The organism is Bradyrhizobium sp. GW821-FHT12B03, assembly GCF_058807535.1.
This window is the reverse complement of sequence record NZ_JBXAQU010000030.1, coordinates 48,569-66,202: the sequence shown is the minus strand read 5'-3', so window position 1 is coordinate 66,202 and position 17,634 is coordinate 48,569. Positions and strand designations below refer to the sequence as shown.

20 protein-coding genes are annotated in these 17,634 nt (G+C 65.2%); 7 read left to right on the top strand and 13 right to left on the bottom strand.

Going from position 1 to position 17,634, the window contains the following annotated elements; all coding sequences use genetic code 11:
- Positions 1-164: 164 nt before the first annotated feature.
- The gene (gene curA, locus AC1RUR_RS36335) at positions 165-1,187 is read left to right on the top strand and encodes an NADPH-dependent curcumin/dihydrocurcumin reductase (protein WP_492852938.1); all 1,023 of its coding nucleotides are present in this window, start codon (positions 165-167) and stop codon (positions 1,185-1,187) included.
- 215 nt (positions 1,188-1,402) lie between these two features.
- Positions 1,403-1,696, top strand: a complete 294-nt coding sequence (locus tag AC1RUR_RS36330) for a hypothetical protein (protein ID WP_492852937.1) — start codon at positions 1,403-1,405, stop codon at positions 1,694-1,696.
- Positions 1,697-1,706: 10 nt separating this feature from the next.
- On the opposite strand, the gene AC1RUR_RS36325 is transcribed toward AC1RUR_RS36330, so the two are convergent.
- The 10 genes from AC1RUR_RS36325 to AC1RUR_RS36280 form a co-directional block, all read right to left on the bottom strand.
- Positions 1,707-2,771 (bottom strand): LacI family DNA-binding transcriptional regulator, encoded by a 1,065-nt coding sequence (locus tag AC1RUR_RS36325; protein WP_492852936.1) that lies wholly within the window; start codon positions 2,769-2,771, stop codon positions 1,707-1,709.
- Positions 2,772-2,812: 41 nt separating this feature from the next.
- Positions 2,813-3,841: a succinylglutamate desuccinylase/aspartoacylase family protein gene (locus tag AC1RUR_RS36320; RefSeq protein WP_492852935.1), complete on the bottom strand. Its 1,029-nt coding sequence runs from the start codon at positions 3,839-3,841 to the stop codon at positions 2,813-2,815.
- 62 nt (positions 3,842-3,903) lie between these two features.
- Positions 3,904-4,248, bottom strand: coding sequence for a RidA family protein (locus tag AC1RUR_RS36315; RefSeq protein WP_492852934.1), 345 nt, complete (start codon positions 4,246-4,248; stop codon positions 3,904-3,906).
- Between the two features lie 55 nt (positions 4,249-4,303).
- Positions 4,304-5,101 (bottom strand): transporter substrate-binding domain-containing protein, encoded by a 798-nt coding sequence (locus AC1RUR_RS36310; protein WP_492852933.1) that lies wholly within the window; start codon positions 5,099-5,101, stop codon positions 4,304-4,306.
- A gap of 31 nt (positions 5,102-5,132) precedes the next feature.
- Complete coding sequence (locus AC1RUR_RS36305) at positions 5,133-5,861, bottom strand: amino acid ABC transporter ATP-binding protein (protein ID WP_492852932.1); 729 nt, start codon at positions 5,859-5,861, stop codon at positions 5,133-5,135.
- A complete protein-coding gene (locus AC1RUR_RS36300; protein WP_492852931.1) occupies positions 5,848-6,498 on the bottom strand; it encodes an amino acid ABC transporter permease in 651 nt (216 codons plus the stop codon). Before AC1RUR_RS36300 ends, AC1RUR_RS36305 begins: the two co-directional genes overlap by 14 nt.
- Before the next feature lie 10 nt (positions 6,499-6,508).
- On the bottom strand, positions 6,509-7,168 hold the full coding sequence (locus AC1RUR_RS36295; protein ID WP_492852930.1) for an amino acid ABC transporter permease: 660 nt from the start codon (positions 7,166-7,168) through the stop codon (positions 6,509-6,511).
- 13 nt (positions 7,169-7,181) lie between these two features.
- Positions 7,182-8,477: an alanine racemase gene (locus tag AC1RUR_RS36290; RefSeq protein WP_492852929.1), complete on the bottom strand. Its 1,296-nt coding sequence runs from the start codon at positions 8,475-8,477 to the stop codon at positions 7,182-7,184.
- 140 nt (positions 8,478-8,617) lie between these two features.
- Positions 8,618-9,460 (bottom strand): metallophosphoesterase family protein, encoded by an 843-nt coding sequence (locus AC1RUR_RS36285; RefSeq protein WP_492852928.1) that lies wholly within the window; start codon positions 9,458-9,460, stop codon positions 8,618-8,620.
- A 70-nt stretch (positions 9,461-9,530) separates the two neighbouring features.
- Positions 9,531-10,157, bottom strand: a complete 627-nt coding sequence (locus AC1RUR_RS36280) for an acriflavin resistance protein (RefSeq protein ID WP_492852927.1) — start codon at positions 10,155-10,157, stop codon at positions 9,531-9,533.
- 155 nt (positions 10,158-10,312) lie between these two features.
- On the opposite strand from AC1RUR_RS36280, the gene AC1RUR_RS36275 reads away from it, so the two are divergent.
- Together AC1RUR_RS36275 and AC1RUR_RS36270 are read left to right on the top strand one after the other, a co-directional pair.
- Entirely contained in the window at positions 10,313-10,735 is a 423-nt protein-coding gene (locus tag AC1RUR_RS36275; protein ID WP_492852926.1) for an MAPEG family protein, read from the top strand.
- A gap of 34 nt (positions 10,736-10,769) precedes the next feature.
- The gene (locus AC1RUR_RS36270) at positions 10,770-12,068 is read left to right on the top strand and encodes an RsmB/NOP family class I SAM-dependent RNA methyltransferase (RefSeq protein ID WP_492852925.1); all 1,299 of its coding nucleotides are present in this window, start codon (positions 10,770-10,772) and stop codon (positions 12,066-12,068) included.
- 259 nt (positions 12,069-12,327) lie between these two features.
- Here the strand turns inward: AC1RUR_RS36270 and AC1RUR_RS36265 are convergent, their stop codons facing one another.
- The 3 genes from AC1RUR_RS36265 to AC1RUR_RS36255 all read right to left on the bottom strand — a co-directional run bounded on the left by AC1RUR_RS36265 (position 12,328) and on the right by AC1RUR_RS36255 (position 13,856).
- Positions 12,328-12,537 (bottom strand): cold-shock protein, encoded by a 210-nt coding sequence (locus AC1RUR_RS36265; protein WP_008141931.1) that lies wholly within the window; start codon positions 12,535-12,537, stop codon positions 12,328-12,330.
- A gap of 268 nt (positions 12,538-12,805) precedes the next feature.
- A complete protein-coding gene (locus AC1RUR_RS36260; protein WP_492852924.1) occupies positions 12,806-13,138 on the bottom strand; it encodes a DHCW motif cupin fold protein in 333 nt (110 codons plus the stop codon).
- Between the two features lie 346 nt (positions 13,139-13,484).
- A complete protein-coding gene (locus AC1RUR_RS36255) occupies positions 13,485-13,856 on the bottom strand; it encodes a nuclear transport factor 2 family protein (RefSeq protein WP_492852923.1) in 372 nt (123 codons plus the stop codon).
- Between the two features lie 149 nt (positions 13,857-14,005).
- Between AC1RUR_RS36255 and guaA the strand changes: the two genes are divergently transcribed.
- The 3 genes from guaA (at position 14,006) to AC1RUR_RS36240 (ending at position 17,634) form a co-directional block, all read left to right on the top strand.
- The gene (gene guaA / locus AC1RUR_RS36250) at positions 14,006-15,604 is read left to right on the top strand and encodes a glutamine-hydrolyzing GMP synthase (protein ID WP_492852922.1); all 1,599 of its coding nucleotides are present in this window, start codon (positions 14,006-14,008) and stop codon (positions 15,602-15,604) included.
- Between the two features lie 122 nt (positions 15,605-15,726).
- Positions 15,727-16,578: a DUF4253 domain-containing protein gene (locus AC1RUR_RS36245; RefSeq protein ID WP_492852921.1), complete on the top strand. Its 852-nt coding sequence runs from the start codon at positions 15,727-15,729 to the stop codon at positions 16,576-16,578.
- 153 nt (positions 16,579-16,731) lie between these two features.
- Positions 16,732-17,634: an HNH endonuclease gene (locus AC1RUR_RS36240; protein WP_492852920.1), complete on the top strand. Its 903-nt coding sequence runs from the start codon at positions 16,732-16,734 to the stop codon at positions 17,632-17,634.

Below are 17,634 nucleotides of genomic sequence, written 5' to 3'. Positions count from 1 at the left end.
CGAGTGAGCGATACACAGGGTGTTGCGACGAGTGATTGAATCCGCCCTGGATCGCCCGATCAAGTCGGGCGATGACAGCGAGTGAATGGCTCCGCCGCTTTTGTATTGACGCGGCTACCTCCCTCCGCTTCGCTCGCGCCGAAGAAAATCAGGAGGAAGCCATCATGTCCCAAGCAAAACGCATCGTTCTCGCCGCGCGTCCCGTCGGCGAGCCCAAGCCGTCCGATTTCCGCATCGAGGAATTCGCGGTTCCGGCGCCAGGCGCAGGCGAAGTCCTGCTGCGCACCGTCTGGCTCTCGCTCGATCCTTATATGCGTGGGCGCATGAGCGATGGCCCGTCCTATGCCGCGCCCGTGCCGGTCGGCGGCGTGATGGAAGGCGAGGCGGTCAGCGAGGTCGTAGCCTCCAGTAATCCCGACTTCGCCAAGGGCGACATCGTCCGCGCACGGACCGGTTGGCAGACGCACGCAATCTCGAACGGCAAGGGCCTGATCAAGGTCGATCCCAGGCTCGGCCCGATCTCGACCTCCATCGGCGTGCTCGGCATGCCCGGTATGACCGCCTATACGGGCCTGCTCGACATCGGCAAGCCGCAGGAAGGCGAGACCGTCGTCGTTGCGGGTGCATCCGGAGCGGTCGGCTCGGCCGTTGGCCAGATCGCCAAGATCAAGGGCGCCCGCGCGGTCGGCATCGCCGGCGGCAAGGACAAGTGCGACTACGTGGTGAAGGAGCTTGGCTTCGATGCCTGCATCGATCACCGCGATCCCGATCTCGCAGCGAAGCTGAAGGACGCCTGTCCGAAGGGCATCGACGTCTATTTCGAGAATGTCGGCGGCGCCGTGTTCGAGGCGGTGTTCCCGCTGCTCAATCCGTTCGCGCGCGTGCCGGTCTGCGGCCTGATCGCACACTACAACGACACCGAAGCCAAGCCGCCGAAATGGGCCGCATCGATGATGCGCGCCACGCTGACCAAGCGGCTGACCTTCCGTGGCTTCATCGTCTCCGACTTCGCCTCGCGCCATGGCGACTTCCTGCGCGACATGTCCGGCTGGGTCCAAGGCGGCAAGGTGAAATACAAGGAGTTCGTCACCGAGGGCCTGGAGAGTGCGCCCGGCGCCTTCATGGGGCTCCTGAAGGGCGCCAATTTCGGCAAGCAGCTGGTGCGGGTCGGGCCGGATAAGGCCTAGGTGCAAGGCCTGGGTGCAAGGCCTAGGTGCAAGGCCTGGGTGCAAGGCCTGGGTGCAAGGCCTGGTTGCACCGCCGGGCCCGTTTCGGGCGGTGTATGGTTAAGAAAGAGTCACCAAAAGGTCACACCCGGCCCGCAAAAGCCGCCGGTGTGACCGCCGGTTCATTGACCGGGCGACGAAGGCATTGAATCATCGCGCATATTTCAGGTGTTGCGATGTTAGAGATCAGTGTTTTCTGCGTAATCCTTGTGGCCGCGGGCTATTGGACGGCGATGTTCGTCATGGGCCGTCGTGACGACGTCATCCATGGCAAGTTCGTTCACACCGAGGAAGAGGGCGATGTCACCCAACCCTCGATGCCGGCGCCACCGCCATTCCCCAAGCGTCCGGTCAAGGCTGTGCAGCCCGCTAACGTTCGTCCCGAGATGGCTGAGGCGAGGCCGGTGAATAGCGCAGCTTTGGAATCGTTGCTGGCTGCGATCCAGCAGGACCTCAAGAGCGTCGCTTAGGCCGCAGCGTTCAGACGCTGCCGCGCTCGACCAGGAACAGGTCGACGGCGAGCCGCTGTTCCGCGCGCTGTGTGCCTGATAGCCGCGCCAGCAGCAGCTCGGCCGCGATACGCCCCATGGCCGCCGCATCGAACGAGATGGTGGTGAGGCCGGGCGTGATCTGATCGGCGACGTCGTTGTCGCCGAAGCCGAGCACGGCGAGATCGCGCGGCACCGACAGGCCGCGGGCGCGGGCCTCGATCAGCGCGCCGGTCGCGAGCAAATCGTTGGCGCAGAACACGGCATCGATGTCGCCGCCGCGCGCGAGCAGGGCGGTGAAGGCGGCGCGGCCGTCGACCAGCCCCGTCACCTCTCCAACGAGGATCTCGTGAACGATCGTGAGGCCAAGCTCTGTCGCTGCGGCACGAAAGCCGTCGCGGCGCAGCGCGCCGCGGCCGCTGCTGCGGCCGATGAAGGCGACGCGGCGGTGTCCGGCCTGTGCCAGTCTGCGCGCCGCCATCGCACCGGCATCCGCATTGGGCAGGCCAACCAGCATGTCGATGGGATCGCGCGGAAACGCCCAGGTCTCGATCACGGGTATGCCGAGCTCGGCAAGCGCTGCGCGATTCTCCTCGAGCTCGATCACGCCGGTGAACATCACCGCGGCGGGGCGGATGCCGCGCAGCGACTGGATCATCGCGACCTCCTTGGCATAGGAGTAGGAGGTCTGGCCGACCAGCACCTCGAAACCCTCAGGCTCCAGCGTCGCGGCGAAGCTGCGCACCGCAAGGCCGAACTGCTGGCTGAGGATGTTGGAGACGAAGGCCACGACCACGTTCGAGCGGCCCGAGCGCAGCGCGCGCGCATGCGGGTTGGAGGCGTAGCCGGTCGCCTCGATCACTTCGAGGATGCGCTCGCGGGTCTCGCGGTTGACCTTTTCGGGGTGGCGCAGCACCCGCGACACCGTGATCGGCGATACCCCGGCGCGCTCCGCCACCTCCGCGATGCGCGGCGGTCGCCCAGTCGCGCTGGCGCGGCCGGGCGGCGCCGGAATGCGCACCACGTCGTCATAGCCTGGCTTTACCGGATCGGTCATCGAATCCCGAGGGTAATCGAAGTCGGTATCGTCTCCAAAGCTCAGCGTGTCGGCAGCTCGTCGCGCGACAGCGCTCGGCCGACCTGGACCAGGCAGTCGCCGCTCTGGCTGTCGGTGTGCAGGCGCTGCGAGATCACGATGCCGTCGGCGGGGAAGCGCAGCACCTCCTCGGCCAGCTCAGGGCGCTCGAAATCGTGATACCAGCCGGCGATGTCGCCGGCCGCCACGCGCGCGCCAACCATGACCGCGGGCTCGAACCAGCCGCGCCGGGTCGCGAACACCGCCTGGGCGTGGCTTTGCAGCGCCAGCAGCTCGGTGGCGCGCTCGACCGGCGCATGCGGCCCCAGCACCGGCGCCTGGACGAGGCCGAGCGCGAGCAGCAGCCGATCGACCGCGCGTGCGGTGAGCGCCATCGTCTGCGGCGTGACGGTGCCGCCGCCGCCGAACTCGCCGGACAGGCCGACAGCACCGGCGCGCGCGGCCGCCGCCATCGAGGTCGGCGCGGTCGCGCCATTCTCGGCGACGAAGGCGAAGGGCATCCCTAGTCCCTCCATCAGGCGCAGCGCCTGGCTGAACATCTCGGGCGATCCCTGCCGCTCGATCAGCGCGCAGGGCACATGCGCCATCGAGGTGCCGCCGGAATGGATGTCGAAGACGACATCGTGCCGCGGGAACAGCTCGTGCTCGAGGAAATGCGCGAGGCGGAAGGTTGGCGTGCCCGCGGCATCGCCCGGGAAGGCGCGGTTGAGATTGCCCTCGTCCAGCGGCGAGCGGCGGCGCGCCGCCATCACGGCGGGCCAATTGGCGAAGGGCAGGATGGTGATCTCGCCCTTGACGGCGTTCGCGTCGAGCCGGCGATACAGCCGCGTCAGCGTGATCTCGCCCTCATATTCGTCGCCATGATTGCCGGCCATCAACAGCAGCTTCGGGCCGGCGCCGTTCTTGATCCGGAAGATCGGGATCTTGAGCTGGTAGTAGGGGGAGCGATCGATCGAGAAGGGAATGCCGAGATGGCCGGACCATCTCTGGTCCTTCTCGAAGTCGATGTCGTGAAACAGTCCGGTATGCATGGGAGGCCTCAAGGCCGCGTCGTCGCCGACGCCGGCCGAAGGTTGAAAGAAGGACGGCGCCGTTACAGCAGGGCGACCGCGGTCATCTCGACGCGCAGATCGGGATCGGCGAGGCGGGCTTCGACGCAGGCGCGCGCCGGCGGATTGGCCGGATCGATCCAGGCATCGTAGACCGAGTTCATGGTGTCGAAGTCGGTGATGTGCGGCAGGAAGACGTTGACCGCGACCAGCCTGGAGCGGTCGGAGCCAGCCTCCTTCAAGAGCGCATCGATCTTGGTGAGCACCTGCTGGGTCTGCGACACGATGCCGGCCTTGCGGTCGTCGGCCACTTGACCGGCGATGTGCACCATGCCGCCGGCGGCGACGGCCTGGCTCATGCGCGATCCCACGACGTAACGTTTGATCATCTCAATTCTCCTCGTGAAGGTCGGCCCCCGCGTGATGCGGGAGCCGGATGCGAGCTCACAACGTCGGAAGCGTCTGCTCTTCCTTGAACCATTTCAGCTGAAGTGCGCCGAGCTTGCCGTTGAGCTTGTTGAAGAAGATGTCGGTGTTGATCCAGTTGAGCAGGTTCTGCTCGCCCTGGCGGACGCCGACATGGGCCGGCGACTGGCGGATCAGGAATTTCAGCTCGACCTCCTTGGTCGGGTTCTGGTCCTGCACCTTCAGCGCGATGGCGCTGTTCTCGGCGAAGGTGTCGGCCTGTCCCGCGAGGAACGCGGCGAGCGCGGCCGGCGTGTCCTCGAAGCGCACCAGCTTCACCTTCGGTGCGTTGTCGGTCAGCCAGACGTCGAGCGTCGAGCCCTTGGCGACGGCAACGCTGCGGCCATCGAGATTGTCGGGCTTCTTGCCGGTGGCGGCGGGCAGCGACTTGGCGCCATAGACGCCGAGATTCACCACCGCATAGGGCTGCGAGAACATCACCTGCTGGGCGCGCTCGGGCGTGGCGCCGAGGCCCGCGATCAGGATGTCGATCTTGTCGGAGAGCAGGCTCGGGATGCGCGCTGCGCCCGTCACGGGGACGAGCTCGAGCTTCACGCCCATGTCGGCGGCGATCAGCCTGGCGAGATCGGCATCGAGACCGGCGATCTCGCCCTTGTCGTCCTTGAATCCCCAGGGCGCTGCATCGGTCAGCAGGCCGACGCGCAGCTTGCCGGAGCCGAGCACGTCCTGGAGCTTGTCGGCGTGCGCGAGGTTCGGCGCAGCGAGGACGGCAAGTGCCGTGGCTGCGATCGCAAAGAGGGATTTCAACTGTCTCATGACTCTCTCCTGGTGGCGGATGGGTGGATGATCATTTCGAAGAAGCGATGAAGCTTGCGAGCTCGGGGGTCTCAGGATTGGCGAACAGCTTTGCCGGCGGCCCCTGTTCCCAGACGCGGCCCTGGTGCATGAAGACGATGCGGTTGGCGACGTTGCGGGCAAAGCCCATCTCGTGGGTGACCAGGATCATGGTCATGCCTTGCTTCGCCATCGCCTCCATCACCTTCAGGACTTCGCCGACGAGCTCGGGGTCGAGCGCGGAGGTCACCTCGTCGAACAGCATCAGATGAGGGGACATGGCGAGGCAGCGCGCGATGGCGACGCGCTGCTGCTGGCCGCCGGAGAGCTGCTCCGGCCATGCGTCGATCTTGTCGGCAAGGCCGACGCGGGTCAGCACATCCTCGGCCAGCGCACGTGCTTTTGCTTTGTCGATGCGGCCGGTGAGCAGCGGAGCGAGCGTGATGTTGCGCTCGACCTTCAGATGCGGAAACAGGTTGAAGGCCTGGAACACGATGCCGACGCGCTGACGGAATTTCTTCAGGTCAGGCATCCTGGCGTGGACCTTCTGCCCCTCGACACGGATCTCGCCGGCATCGACGCTCTCCAGCGCATTGATGCAGCGGAGCAGCGTCGACTTGCCCGAGCCGGAGCGGCCGATGATCGTGACGATCTCGCCTTCCTCGACGTCGAGCGAGACGCCCTTGAGCACCTCGACCTTGCCGAATGTCTTGTGCACGTCGCGGATTTCAACGAGAGCCATCGAGGCGGGCCTCCAGAGAGCGGGACCAGAGCGTGAGCGGCAGGCACAGCGCGAAATAGATCGCGGCGACCAGCGCGTAAGTGAGCAGCGGCTGGAACGTCGCGGCGCTCACCACCTGGCCGGCGCGGGCGAGCTCGACGAAGCCGAGGATCGAGGCGAGCGAGGTGCCCTTGATGAGCTGCACCAGGAAGCCGACGGTCGGCGGCAGCGACAGCCGCAGCGCCTGCGGCGCGATGATGTGGCGGAATTGCTGCCAGGCGGAGAGACCAAGGCAGGCACCGGCCTCCCATTGCGCCTGCTTCACCGCTTCCAGGCCACCGCGCCAGATCTCGCCGAGGAAGGCGGCGGTGTAGAGGGTGTAGGCGACGGTCACGGCGAGGAGTGCCGGCACCTGGATTCCCAAGAACACCGGCATGCCGAAATAGAAGAAGAACAGCAGCCCGAGCAGCGGCACGCTCTGGATCATCTGGATGCACGCCGCCATGGTCCAGCGCAGGCCGGCGAGGCGGCTGATGCGTCCCATGGCGAGCCCGAGCGCCAGTGGCGCACCAAAGATGAGCGCGAGCACGACCAGCGCGACGGTCCAGCGCAGCGCCGCGAACAGCGAGACGAAATCGATGAGGGTGAAGGATCGCATCGCTTCTCCCTCAGCGCCGCCGCGGCCAGCGGAAGGCCGCCAGACCGATGAGGGCGAACAGCGCCTTGAACGACATCGCCATCGCGAAATAGACCGCGCAGATCACCGCATAGACCTCGAAGCTGCGATAGGTGCGGCTCTCGATGAAGCCGGCGACGTGAAACAGCTCGTCGGCGGCGACCTGCGAGGCGAGCGAGGTGCCGAGCAGCAGGAGGACGAACTGGCTGGTCACGGCCGGATAGGCGTTGCGCAGTGCCGGCGGCAGCAGGATGTGACGGAACACCTGCCAGCTGGACAGCCCGAGGCACTGGCCGGCCTCGATCTGGTTCTTCGGCACGGAGTCGAGCCCGGCGCGGATGATCTCGACCGAATAGACGCCGAAATACAGCGAGAGCGCGACGGCGGCGGCCTCGAAGGCCGGCAGCTTCAATCCGAAGTTCGGCAGCACGAAGAAGACGATGAAGATCTGGATCAGCGAGGGTGTGTTGCGGAACAGCTCGATGTAGCCGCGCACCAGCCAGCGCAGCGGCGTGATGCGGCCGTTCAGCGCGACCGCACCGGCAATTCCGATCACGAGCCCGGCCAGCGCCGCGATCACCGTCAGCTCGAGCGTGACGATGGCCCCGTCGATGAGCTGGTTCTGGTAGCGCCACAGCGGTAGGAAGTTCATCGCGCGAGCCGCCTCAGCCGAATTGCGTGGGGAGGGCGCGCGTCACCACGCCGTCGGCGTCGAGGCCGAGGATGACGCGCCAGCGGTCGAGGCAGGTGCAGGGATGCGAGATCCCGAAGGCGATGATGTCGCCAACGGCAAGGGCGCAATGGTGCGCGACGGACAGGAACGCATGCTGGTCGTTGAGGCGCGTGACCGACAAGCTCGCGGCGAGCCCTTGCTGCTCGACGCCGTCGCGGAACACGCGCAACGGAACGGGCAGTCCCTGATCGAAGGAGGCGTCGCGCATGCCGAAGCCGGCAATCGCAAGCCCGTCTTCGGGACGCGACAGCACCTCGGCCCAGAGCGTCAGCGCGGGCCGGAAGCTTTTCGCGGCGGAGTGGTGCAGACCGTCGATGAGCAGGCCGCCGCGCCGGTCGAGTTCCGCGAAGGCGCGGGCGTAGATGCCGTGATCGGCGAAGAACAGCGCTCCGGAGCGCAGGAGCACGCTGGCGTTGCCGTCGGCCTGCGCGACTGGTGCGAGCACGCGCGCGACGATGTCGAAATAGGCCGAGCCGCCGGCACTCATGATCAACGGCCGCTGCGGGGCGGCGGCCCGTATCAGCGCAAAGGTCTCGAGGGTGCGCGCCAGCAGCGCCGCGATCGCGCACATGCTCTCGTCGGCATCGGGTGTCGCGGCGGCGCCCTCATAGGTCGCGACGCCGCCGAGCACGAGCCGGTCCGCGGTGAGCACCGCTGCGATGGTCGTCTCGATCGCGGCGCGGTTGCGCGCGCCGGCACGGCCTGCGCCGAGCTCGACCAGCACGGACAATTCATGGCGGCCCGCGATCCGAGCCGCTTCAGCGAGCGCCGCGACCGCGGCGGGTGAATCTGCGAAGGCGTGAAATTCGACGTCGGGATGGGCGCCGAGCAGCGCGCCGAGCCGCCGGCCGGCTGCCAGCCCGCCGATCTCGTTGGCCAGCAGCAGGCGTCGCTCGCCGCTCGCGAGCAGCACGGCGGCCTGCTGGATGTTGGCGACTGTCGTGCCCCAGGCGCCGGCCGCGCGCAGCGAGCGGGCGAGCTCTGGCGACATCGGGGTCTTGGCGTGGGGCGCGACGCTGACGCCGGCGCTTGCGCACCACTTTAGGAAGAGGTCGCGGTTGGCCGCGAAGGCGACTTCATCGAGGGTAAGGGCGGGCAGGGCGAGATCGCCCTGCGAAGGTGACCAGCGCTGGCTGCCGATGTCCTCGATGGCCAGGCCATCGACGACGGGAATGCCCCGAATCGTCGTCGACAGGCGCTGGCTATCCCACCGGGACAAAAACTGCATCGTCGCTCCCTCGGCGGCCCTCGACCGCTGGCGGAACGATATGTTCGAATGACAACGTTGTCATTAGGCAAAAATGAGCAATCCAAGGTCAAATTCGGTGCATAGAGGTAATAAGGTAGAGGAAGTGCTTGCGTGTTGAGCTAGTGCTCGCCGCCCATCTGGGCGAGCAGCTCCTCGATATCGACATCGACCTGGCCGGCCGCCCTGACGTGACGAACTTCAAAGCTGTTCGGCTGGAAGCGGTACTCGACCAGCCCGACTTCCTTGATGGCGATCCGGTCCTGCCGCGCATCGTTGATCTTGAAGCCGGCCGATGGCGCCCAGACGTGGCGGGTGTGGCGCCAGGTGAAATCGCGGCGCTGGTGCACGTGACCGCTGGCGATGAGCCGCAGATCGACACGCGCACACATCTCGATCAATCGCGCCCGCGCCGGCTGCGGCACGTAGCGGATCGAGGTCTCGGGAGTCTCCGGATCGTCGGGCAGGTTGAGGAACAGCGGCTTGTGCAGGAACAGCGCGACCGGCCTGCCGTTCACGCGCGAGATTTCCTGTGCCAGCCAGTCGAACTGCTCGGCCTCGAAGGCGAGGCCGGAATTCATCACCAGCGTGTTCAGGCCGATGAAGCACCAGCCGGCCGCTTCGAACGACCAATGATCCTCGCCGATGATGTCGCAAAATTGCTTGCGGTGCTTTTCCTCAACCGGCGGCTTGGGTGCCGGCCCGATCGCGGTCGGATTGTCGCCGATGTCGTGATTGCCCGGCAAATAGCGGCAGGCAACGGGGAGGGCGTCGTGCAGGCCTTTGGCGAACGCGACATCGTCGCGGCCGGTCGGCCCGTCGAAGGAGACGTCGCCGGTGTTGATCACGAGGTCGGGTCTGTTCGCATCGATGTGCTCGCAGACGCGATCGAAGTTGGCGATCAGGCCGGGAAAGCGCCGGCCGAGGTGGGTGTCGGAAATCTGCGTGAGGCGAAACTCGGACATGGCATCAGCATACGCGTCGTCGCACGTCGAAACGATGACGGCGCACGCACGCATCGCCATGAAACAAAGTTTAAAGCACGCGATAGCGGATCGTGTAGGCGTCCTGCGGCGCGACCGCGCCCGCCACCGGCGAGGCGATGCGGTCGGCGAGATGCCAAGGGCCGAACTGCTCGTTGCGATGCGGCTCGGCGGGCAGGCGCAGGCGGAATTCGAAGGTGCCCTTGCCGGGCAGGTTCACCACCAGCACGCGGTCGGCGGTGCGGTGGTTGAGCGCGACTGCACCGCGTAGCAGCGCGCGGCCATCGGCGAGGTCGCGCACACTGTCGACCAGCGCCAGCGTCTGGTTGCGGTCGGTATGCAGCTCGATCTGGGTATCGTTGACAGCCGTCAGCGTTTCCCTGGGCATGCGGATCTCGAACTCGACCGCGGGCTTGGACGGGTTGAGGCCGAGATAGGCCAGCGCGGCGTGGCGCATGTCGTACGCGGCAAAGGCGAACAGGGCGACGGCGGCGAGCGCAGCGATGCCATGCCTGACGACGTCGCGCCAAGGCGAATAGCTCATCCGGTATCCCGTGCGGACATACACCGTCATCGCCAGCGCAACCGCGAGCGCGGTCGCGATCCCCGACAGCGCCGACATCAGGATGCCGAGCCGGCCGTCAGCGGATGCGGTCAAGAGGCTGGACAGGGTATTCATGGCGCTGGCTCGCCTTGCGGCCCGACGGCCAAAATCGCTTTAACGATCGACATTTGGTCGCCGGATCGGGAACACCGGTTCAACTCGTTGATTGTCAGCGCCAACGGTCGCGGCTAATGACGGTCCGCGGCGTTCCGCCTTACGGGAAAGTTCCGATGTCCGTCCAAATGGTCCTGCTGCCTGTCTTCGTGCAGGTCGGTCTCACCTTCGCGCTCCTGATCGGCATGGTCTTCGGGCGCCGCAAGGCACTGGTCTCGGGCGAGACCAAGATCCGCGACATTGCGCTGGGCGAGCCGAACTGGCCCAAGGGCGCCACACAAATCGCCAATTGCTACCGCAACCAGTTCGAGCTGCCGGTACTGTTCTACGCCCTGATCGCGCTGGCGCTCCCCCTGCGCCATGCCGATCTCTTCATCGTGCTGATGTCCTGGGTGTTCGTGGTGACGCGGTTTGCCCATGCCGGCGTGTTCGTCTCCTCGAACGATCTCGGCCGCCGCTCCACGATCTGGCTCGCCGGCGTGCTCGTGCTGCTGGCGATGTGGATCTACTTCGCGCTCAAAATGCTCTTGCTGATCTGACTCTTAGGAGTCCGATTTCATCCGAAAGATTCAAATGACTCCCGCTGCCCGGCTGTCCGCAGCCATCGAACTGATCGACACCATCGAGAAAGACCGCGTGCCCGCGGCCAAGGCGCTGAAGGAGTGGGGCACCGCGCACCGCTTCGCCGGCTCCGGCGACCGCGCCGCGATCGCGGGCCTCGTCTGGGACGTGCTGCGCCGCTACGCCTCGAGTGCCTTCCTGATGGACGCCGATACTGCACGCGCCCGGCTGATCGGCATGCTCCGTCTCGAGCGCAACATGGACGCGGCGACCATGGCCGCCCTGTTCGACGGCAGCCGCTTCGCGCCGGCGCCGCTGACGGACGCCGAGCAGGCCGCGCTCAGCCATCGCTCCCTCGACGGCGCACCGGCCGCAATCGCCGGCGACTACCCCGAATGGCTCGATTCCCATCTTGCAAAAGTGTTCGGCGAGGACCGCGCCGCGGAAGCCGCCGCGATGGCGAGCCGGGCGCCGCTGGATCTGCGGGTCAACACGCTAAAATCCAGTCGCGACAAGGTGCTGAAGGCGCTTGCTCATCTTCATGCAGAACCGACGCCCTGGTCCGCAACGGGCCTGCGCATCGCGCTTTCCGCCGATGCGCGCAATCCCGGCATCCAGGCCGAGGAGGATTTCATCAAGGGCGCCGTTGAAGTGCAGGACGAGGGATCGCAGCTTGCGGCCCAGCTCACCGCGGCAAAGCCTGGCGAGCAGGTGATCGATCTGTGTGCCGGCGCCGGCGGCAAGACGCTGGCGCTCGCCGCCATGATGCAGGGCAAGGGCCGGCTGATCGCCACCGACCGCGACAAGCGGCAGCTGGCGCCCATTCACGAACGGCTGTCGCGCGCGGGCGTCCACAATGCCGATGTCCGCACGCCCAAGGGCGAGGCCGATCCGCTGGCCGACATCAGCGCCACCGCCGATCTCGTCGTGATCGACGCGCCCTGCACGGGAACCGGCACCTGGCGCCGCAACCCCGACGCCAAATGGCGGATGCGGCCGGGCGCGCTGGAGATCCGCCTGCGCGACCAGGCCGAGGTGCTGGACCGCGCCGTGCCCTTGGTGAAGGCGGGCGGCCGCATCGCCTACATCACCTGCTCGGTGCTTTCAGAGGAGAACGGCGAGCAGGTGAGGGCGTTCGTCGCCCGCCATCCGGCGTTCGCGGTGGTGCCGCCGGAGCAGACCGCGAGCGTGCTCTGGGACAAGGCGGAGGATTTTGCGCAAGCCGCGCTGCAATCGCCCGAGGGCTGGCTGATGACGCCGCGCCGGACGGGCACGGACGGGTTCTTCGTCTCGCTGCTGCGAAAAGCGTAGCTCTTGTAGGTGGGCAAAGCGACTTATCTGCCGGAGCTCGAAGAACGAAGGCGGAAGCGTGCTGCCATTCGCAACGTGAAAGATGGTGGGCACGGCGCGCGAAGAGCGCGCCTTTGCCCACCCTCCGGCCCCCTGCGGCACCGCCGCCGACGCGGCGGTTCCCCCAAAAACAAAAGCCCCGCGGACCGGATCCCGGTCGCGGGGCCTTCTAACTCTTGCGTTCTGCCGGTACGTCCGTGGTCAGAACGGTGCGCGGGTGTTAGCCGACGCGGAGATTGTCAGCCGACGACTTGCCGCTGCGGCGGTCGGCGACGATGTCGAACGAGACCTTCTGACCCTCGTTGAGGGAGGAGAGGCCAGCGCGCTCGACGGCGCTGATGTGCACGAACACGTCCTTCTGGCCGTCGTCCGGCTGGATGAAACCATAACCCTTTTGGGTGTTGAACCACTTCACGGTGCCCATAGCCATGGGAATTTCCTTTAGTTAGTTAGATGAGGATACGCACGCGGACCGGTACGCATCGCTGCGCCCATAGCCCTGATGAGTCGATGTTTGGAGAATTCATCTGGAAACGTGCGCGCCCGTCTGCAACGAAGCGAAGCGGCCCAGTCGTTCGGCCAAGTATCGATGATCACAATATAGCGAGAATTTTGGGCCACTTCAAGGCACCACCCGCCACCCGGCACCTGGTGTGGATTTTCTATTTTGCGGTGCAAATTAACCGCTCCGGCGCCTCTCAATCCACGATGAAGAGCGTCGCCCCTGACGCCGTCGAGGACCGGTGCGCGGCGTCGCCGAAGTCCGAGACCTGGTAGCTCATCCCCGCCGTCAGCTTGAACTTGCGCCCGTCGCGCAACTCCGAATCGAGCTCGCCCTTGACCACGTAGATGACGTGGCCGCGGTCGCACCAATGGTCGGCGAGGTAGCCCGGCGAATATTCCACCATCCGCACCCGGAGATCGCCGATGTTGAGCGTGCGCCACAGCGCCTGCCCGGTCTCGCCGGCATGCCTGGTCGGCTCGACCTTGCTCCAGTCGGTGACGGTGAAGGGGGAGGTGGGGAGTTTCATGGGGAATCCTGTGTCAGAGCTGTCAGAGCCGGCGGGCGCAGTGTTAGCGCACGCGTCCGCCCCAGTCTCCGCCATTGCGCGCGCAGCAAAGCAATCCAGAAATGCATCCGCGGCGGCAGTCCGGATTGCGTCCGCCTTCGCAATGACGCGTGTGGCACGCTCGCGCCTCAGACTCGGTGTCATCGCCCGCGAAAGCGGGCGATCCAGTATTCCAGACGCCGTGCCGTGCTACGGAGAAGCTGCGGCGTACTGGATTCCCCGCTTTCGCGGGGAATGCCAGCGGTGGGTGAGGTGGCACCGGCTGCACACGACAAGCGCGCGGCGGCGACAGCAACCCACGCAAACATCACCCCACCAAATGGTTCGCCGACCCCTGCACGATCAGCCCCGCATCATTCACCCGCAGATATTCGCAGATCTTCTTGCCCCGCTCGTTCGCGTAAAACACCACGACGCTGTCAGGGCTGACGAACACATCGATCAGCGAAAAGTGCAGCTCCGGCAAAAGCCCGAGCGCCTTGCCCCAATAGGCCCGCAAGCTTTCCTTGCCGCGCACGGTGCCGCTGGCATCGAAGCCCAGCACCGGAATCCGGTCCGAGGTCATCACGGCGTCCTCGGTATAGAGTGTGAGCACGCGTTCCAGGTCGCGCGCGTTCCAGGCCTCGACCCAGGTGCGGCCGAGCGCGGCGAGCGTTGACGACTGATGATGCTGTGACACAAGCGTTCTCCCTGATCGGCCCCTGTTTGGTCAGTGGGGCAATTAGGTCAATAATACTTACCTATATCCATTTGTCCATGCCCAAAGAAGAATGTGGGTGCGTGCCGCGCGCGGTTGCGGGCCGGGGCGCCGTCGCGTATTTGCTTGCCATGACAGCAGCACAGACCGACCGCTCCGCGTCGACGCCATCCGTGGCCTCGGCGCATGACAAGATTCTCATCGTCGACTTCGGCAGCCAGGTGACGCAGCTCATCGCGCGTCGCGTGCGCGAGGACGGCGTCTATTGCGAGATCGTCCCGTTCAACAAGGCCGAAGAAGCCTTCAAGGAGATGAAGCCGAAGGCGGTGATCCTCTCCGGCGGCCCGGAGTCGGTGCATGAGGCCGGCTCGCCCCGCGCCCCGCAATTGATCTTCGCCTCCGGCGTGCCCGTGATGGGCATCTGCTACGGCCAGATGACCATGGCGGAGCAGCTTGGCGGCACCGTCGAGGGCGGCCATCACCGCGAATTCGGCCGCGCCGACGTCGAGGTCAAGGCCGAGAGCAAGCTGTTCGAGGACGTCTGGTCATCAGGCAGCAAGAACCAGGTCTGGATGAGCCATGGCGACCGCATTACAAAAATGCCGCCGGGCTTCTCGGTGGCCGGCACCTCGCCGAACGCGCCGTTCGCGATCATCCAGGACGAGACGCGCAAATATTACGGCCTGATGTTCCACCCCGAAGTGGTGCACACGCCCGACGGCGCAAAATTGATCCGCAATTTCGTGCGCAAGATCGCCGGCCTCACCGGCGACTGGACCATGCGCGCCTTCCGCGAGGAGGAGATCGCAAAAATCCGCGCCCAGGTCGGCAAGGGCAAGGTGCTCTGCGGCCTCTCCGGCGGCGTTGATTCAGCCGTCGCTGCCGTGCTGATCCACGAAGCCATCGGCGACCAGCTCACCTGCGTGTTCGTCGACCACGGCATGCTCCGCCTCGACGAAGCCAAGACCGTGGTCGACCTGTTCCGCCACCACTACAACATCCCGCTCGTGCACGTGGACGCGTCGAAGCAGTTCTTGGGCGAGCTCGAAGGCGTCACCGACCCCGAGAAGAAGCGCAAGACCATCGGCCGCCTCTTCATCGAGGTGTTCGAGGCGGAGGCCAAGAAGATCGGCGGCGCCGACTTCCTCGCGCAAGGCACGCTCTATCCTGACGTGATCGAGAGCGTCTCCTTCACCGGCGGCCCCTCGGTGACGATCAAGTCGCACCACAATGTCGGCGGTCTGCCCGAGCGCATGAACATGAAGCTCGTCGAGCCCCTGCGCGAGCTGTTCAAGGACGAGGTGCGCAAGCTCGGGCGCGAGCTTGGCCTGCCCGAAATCTTCGTCGGCCGCCACCCGTTCCCGGGCCCGGGCCTTGCCATCCGCTGCCCCGGCGACATCACGCGCGAAAAACTCGACATCCTGCGCAAGGCCGACGCCGTCTACATCGACCAGATCCGCAAGCACGGCCTCTACGACGAGATCTGGCAGGCTTTTGCCGTGCTGCTTCCGGTGAAGACCGTCGGCGTCATGGGCGACGGCCGCACGTATGATTTCGTCGTCGGCCTGCGCGCCGTGACTTCGACCGACGGCATGACCGCGGACTTCTACCAGTTCGACATGAAGTTCCTGGGCGAGACCGCCACGCGCATCATCAACGAGGTGAAGGGCGTGAACCGGGTGGTGTATGACGTGACGAGCAAGCCGCCTGGGACGATTGAGTGGGAGTAGGGGCGGGGCGGCCATTCGAAACACGACTGTCAAAATGAAGAGCCGTCGAGATGCAGCGACGAGCACTGTTGAGATGGCTGCTTGCCGGAGCGTGCGTCGCGGGGACACGAGGGACGAGCGCGATGACGCCGGATGAGTACAAAAAGAAGGCTCTGGTGAACTTCCCGCTCAAACTGATCGAGACGACTGGCGACCAGGCGCTGGCGAAATGGGAAGAGCTGAAATCGGCCGGCGCAGGTTGTCCGGTCGTTCTTGGAGCCGATGACAACGGGGGCTCTTTCGCCAATCTGCTGACGCCGTTCGGCCCGAACGGGCCGCACGTCCCGTCGCCTCCCTCCGTCGAGGAAATACTTCGACGAGCAGCTGACATCCACTTCCCTGAGGATCTCGTAAAGCGCAAGCAGGCCGACCAGGAAGCGGCGATGAATCAGCTTCGAGAGCTCCTCGCGGCCGATCCGAACAGGCCACTTCCGCAGATCAACCAAACGAACGACGGAACGACGCGGACCCTATCGCGCGAAGAGACGATTGCAGCGATGGGGCGCACGCAGCCCGATCCCCTAATTGGGGAATGGCCCGATTCGACGGAAGCAGCCATCGGGCTTTCGGTTGCGCGAGACCTGAAAGGGCAGCCGCTATCCAAGGTCTATGTCGGCGTCGCGCCGACTGACCATTGGACCACCATTCCTGCGTATCTCCGCTGGGGTGGCTGGAACGGCTGTCCGGCGCCAGAATATCACGTTGCTGCGATGAGGGGCTGGCGCGACCGCTACGGCGCGGAGCTGATCGGAATAAACTCCGATACGCTCAATTTGCGCGTCTCGGTCAAACCGAAGACACGTGAAGAAGCACTCGCGCTTGCGCGCGAACACTACATCTACTGCCCCGATATCGTGGATCAAGGCATCGGAACCTTGAGTGCGCTCGCCGCCTATTTGATGGCGAACGACTGGTGGTTCTTCTGGTGGGATTGAAACGAGGTCCTACGGACTGACAGACGGTCTCAACCGTGCTTGGATGTTGTGGTCTCCCGTGGTGATCAGTAGGTAAGGTGGGTAGAGCGCATCGAAACCCATCGCCATTTTAAGTAGGTTGATGGGCATCTCTTCCGGCAGGCAGAACTGAGCATGGGGTTTGGGGTATTCATCCATCGATCGGACTCGATCTACGATGATAGCCCGGCTGAGCGGTATCAGTTCCCCAGTCAGTATTTGCGCCGTGTTCAAGCCTGTGTCGGCGACTGGATCATCTATTACGAACCGAGCAAGGTCGCCGAGACGCGTGGCTACTTTGCGATTGCTCGGGTTCAGCGAGTTATTCCCGACTCCGGTACTTCGGGGATGTATCTCGCTTTGATCGAACCCGGAAGTTATCTGGATTTTGCCTATCCGGTTTCTTTCAACGGGCCAGCCGGTCCCGTTGAACGCGGTGTCCTGAACGAGCTGGGGCGAATTTCGGGACGTGCCCAGTCCGCGGTCCGCCCTATCTCTTCCGACGATTTCAATAGAATAGTCGAACTCGGCTTTGCTGAGGGGCAGCCGCTGCTGCCCCGCGTCGATGCCGATGTTCGATTGTCCCAACTTGACGAGAAAGAACAGACGGCGTTCCTATTTGAGCAGCAAAGAGATCGCGTCAGCCTTACCGTATCCAGAGTTCTGCGCGACCGAGTTTTTCGTCGGATCGTGCTACGTGCCTACGACGAGCGCTGTGCCATTACGGGCCTGAAGCTCATCAATGGAATGGGGCGCGCAGAAGTCGCGGCGGCGCACATTCGACCTGTGGAAGCAAGTGGGCCGGACATCGTGAGCAATGGGATTGCTCTCTCGGGTACTGCTCATTGGATGTTCGACCGTGGTTTGATCAGCTTGGCTGATAATCTGGAAATACTGATCTCCCGTCAGACAAACGATCTGGAAGGAGTCCGATCGGTCATCAACAAGACCGGGCACGCTCTCGAGCCAAGAAGACCGTCGGATCGGCCTCATCCGAACTTTTTGAAGTGGCACCGCGAGCATTGCTTCAAGCAATGA

Excerpts from the sequence above, each read along its gene's own strand:
- curA (WP_492852938.1), top strand. The coding sequence starts at position 165 with ATGTCCCAAGCAAAACGCATCGTTCTCGCCGCGCGTCCCGTCGGCGAG.
- AC1RUR_RS36330 (WP_492852937.1), top strand. The coding sequence starts at position 1,403 with ATGTTAGAGATCAGTGTTTTCTGCGTAATCCTTGTGGCCGCGGGCTAT.
- AC1RUR_RS36325 (WP_492852936.1), bottom strand. The coding sequence starts at position 2,771 with ATGACCGATCCGGTAAAGCCAGGCTATGACGACGTGGTGCGCATTCCG.
- AC1RUR_RS36320 (WP_492852935.1), bottom strand. The coding sequence starts at position 3,841 with ATGCATACCGGACTGTTTCACGACATCGACTTCGAGAAGGACCAGAGA.
- AC1RUR_RS36315 (WP_492852934.1), bottom strand. The coding sequence starts at position 4,248 with ATGATCAAACGTTACGTCGTGGGATCGCGCATGAGCCAGGCCGTCGCC.
- AC1RUR_RS36310 (WP_492852933.1), bottom strand. The coding sequence starts at position 5,101 with ATGAGACAGTTGAAATCCCTCTTTGCGATCGCAGCCACGGCACTTGCC.
- AC1RUR_RS36305 (WP_492852932.1), bottom strand. The coding sequence starts at position 5,861 with ATGGCTCTCGTTGAAATCCGCGACGTGCACAAGACATTCGGCAAGGTC.
- AC1RUR_RS36300 (WP_492852931.1), bottom strand. The coding sequence starts at position 6,498 with ATGCGATCCTTCACCCTCATCGATTTCGTCTCGCTGTTCGCGGCGCTG.
- AC1RUR_RS36295 (WP_492852930.1), bottom strand. The coding sequence starts at position 7,168 with ATGAACTTCCTACCGCTGTGGCGCTACCAGAACCAGCTCATCGACGGG.
- AC1RUR_RS36290 (WP_492852929.1), bottom strand. The coding sequence starts at position 8,477 with ATGCAGTTTTTGTCCCGGTGGGATAGCCAGCGCCTGTCGACGACGATT.
- AC1RUR_RS36285 (WP_492852928.1), bottom strand. The coding sequence starts at position 9,460 with ATGTCCGAGTTTCGCCTCACGCAGATTTCCGACACCCACCTCGGCCGG.
- AC1RUR_RS36280 (WP_492852927.1), bottom strand. The coding sequence starts at position 10,157 with ATGAATACCCTGTCCAGCCTCTTGACCGCATCCGCTGACGGCCGGCTC.
- AC1RUR_RS36275 (WP_492852926.1), top strand. The coding sequence starts at position 10,313 with ATGTCCGTCCAAATGGTCCTGCTGCCTGTCTTCGTGCAGGTCGGTCTC.
- AC1RUR_RS36270 (WP_492852925.1), top strand. The coding sequence starts at position 10,770 with ATGACTCCCGCTGCCCGGCTGTCCGCAGCCATCGAACTGATCGACACC.
- AC1RUR_RS36265 (WP_008141931.1), bottom strand. The coding sequence starts at position 12,537 with ATGGCTATGGGCACCGTGAAGTGGTTCAACACCCAAAAGGGTTATGGT.
- AC1RUR_RS36260 (WP_492852924.1), bottom strand. The coding sequence starts at position 13,138 with ATGAAACTCCCCACCTCCCCCTTCACCGTCACCGACTGGAGCAAGGTC.
- guaA (WP_492852922.1), top strand. The coding sequence starts at position 14,006 with ATGACAGCAGCACAGACCGACCGCTCCGCGTCGACGCCATCCGTGGCC.
- AC1RUR_RS36245 (WP_492852921.1), top strand. The coding sequence starts at position 15,727 with ATGACGCCGGATGAGTACAAAAAGAAGGCTCTGGTGAACTTCCCGCTC.
- AC1RUR_RS36240 (WP_492852920.1), top strand. The coding sequence starts at position 16,732 with ATGGGGTTTGGGGTATTCATCCATCGATCGGACTCGATCTACGATGAT.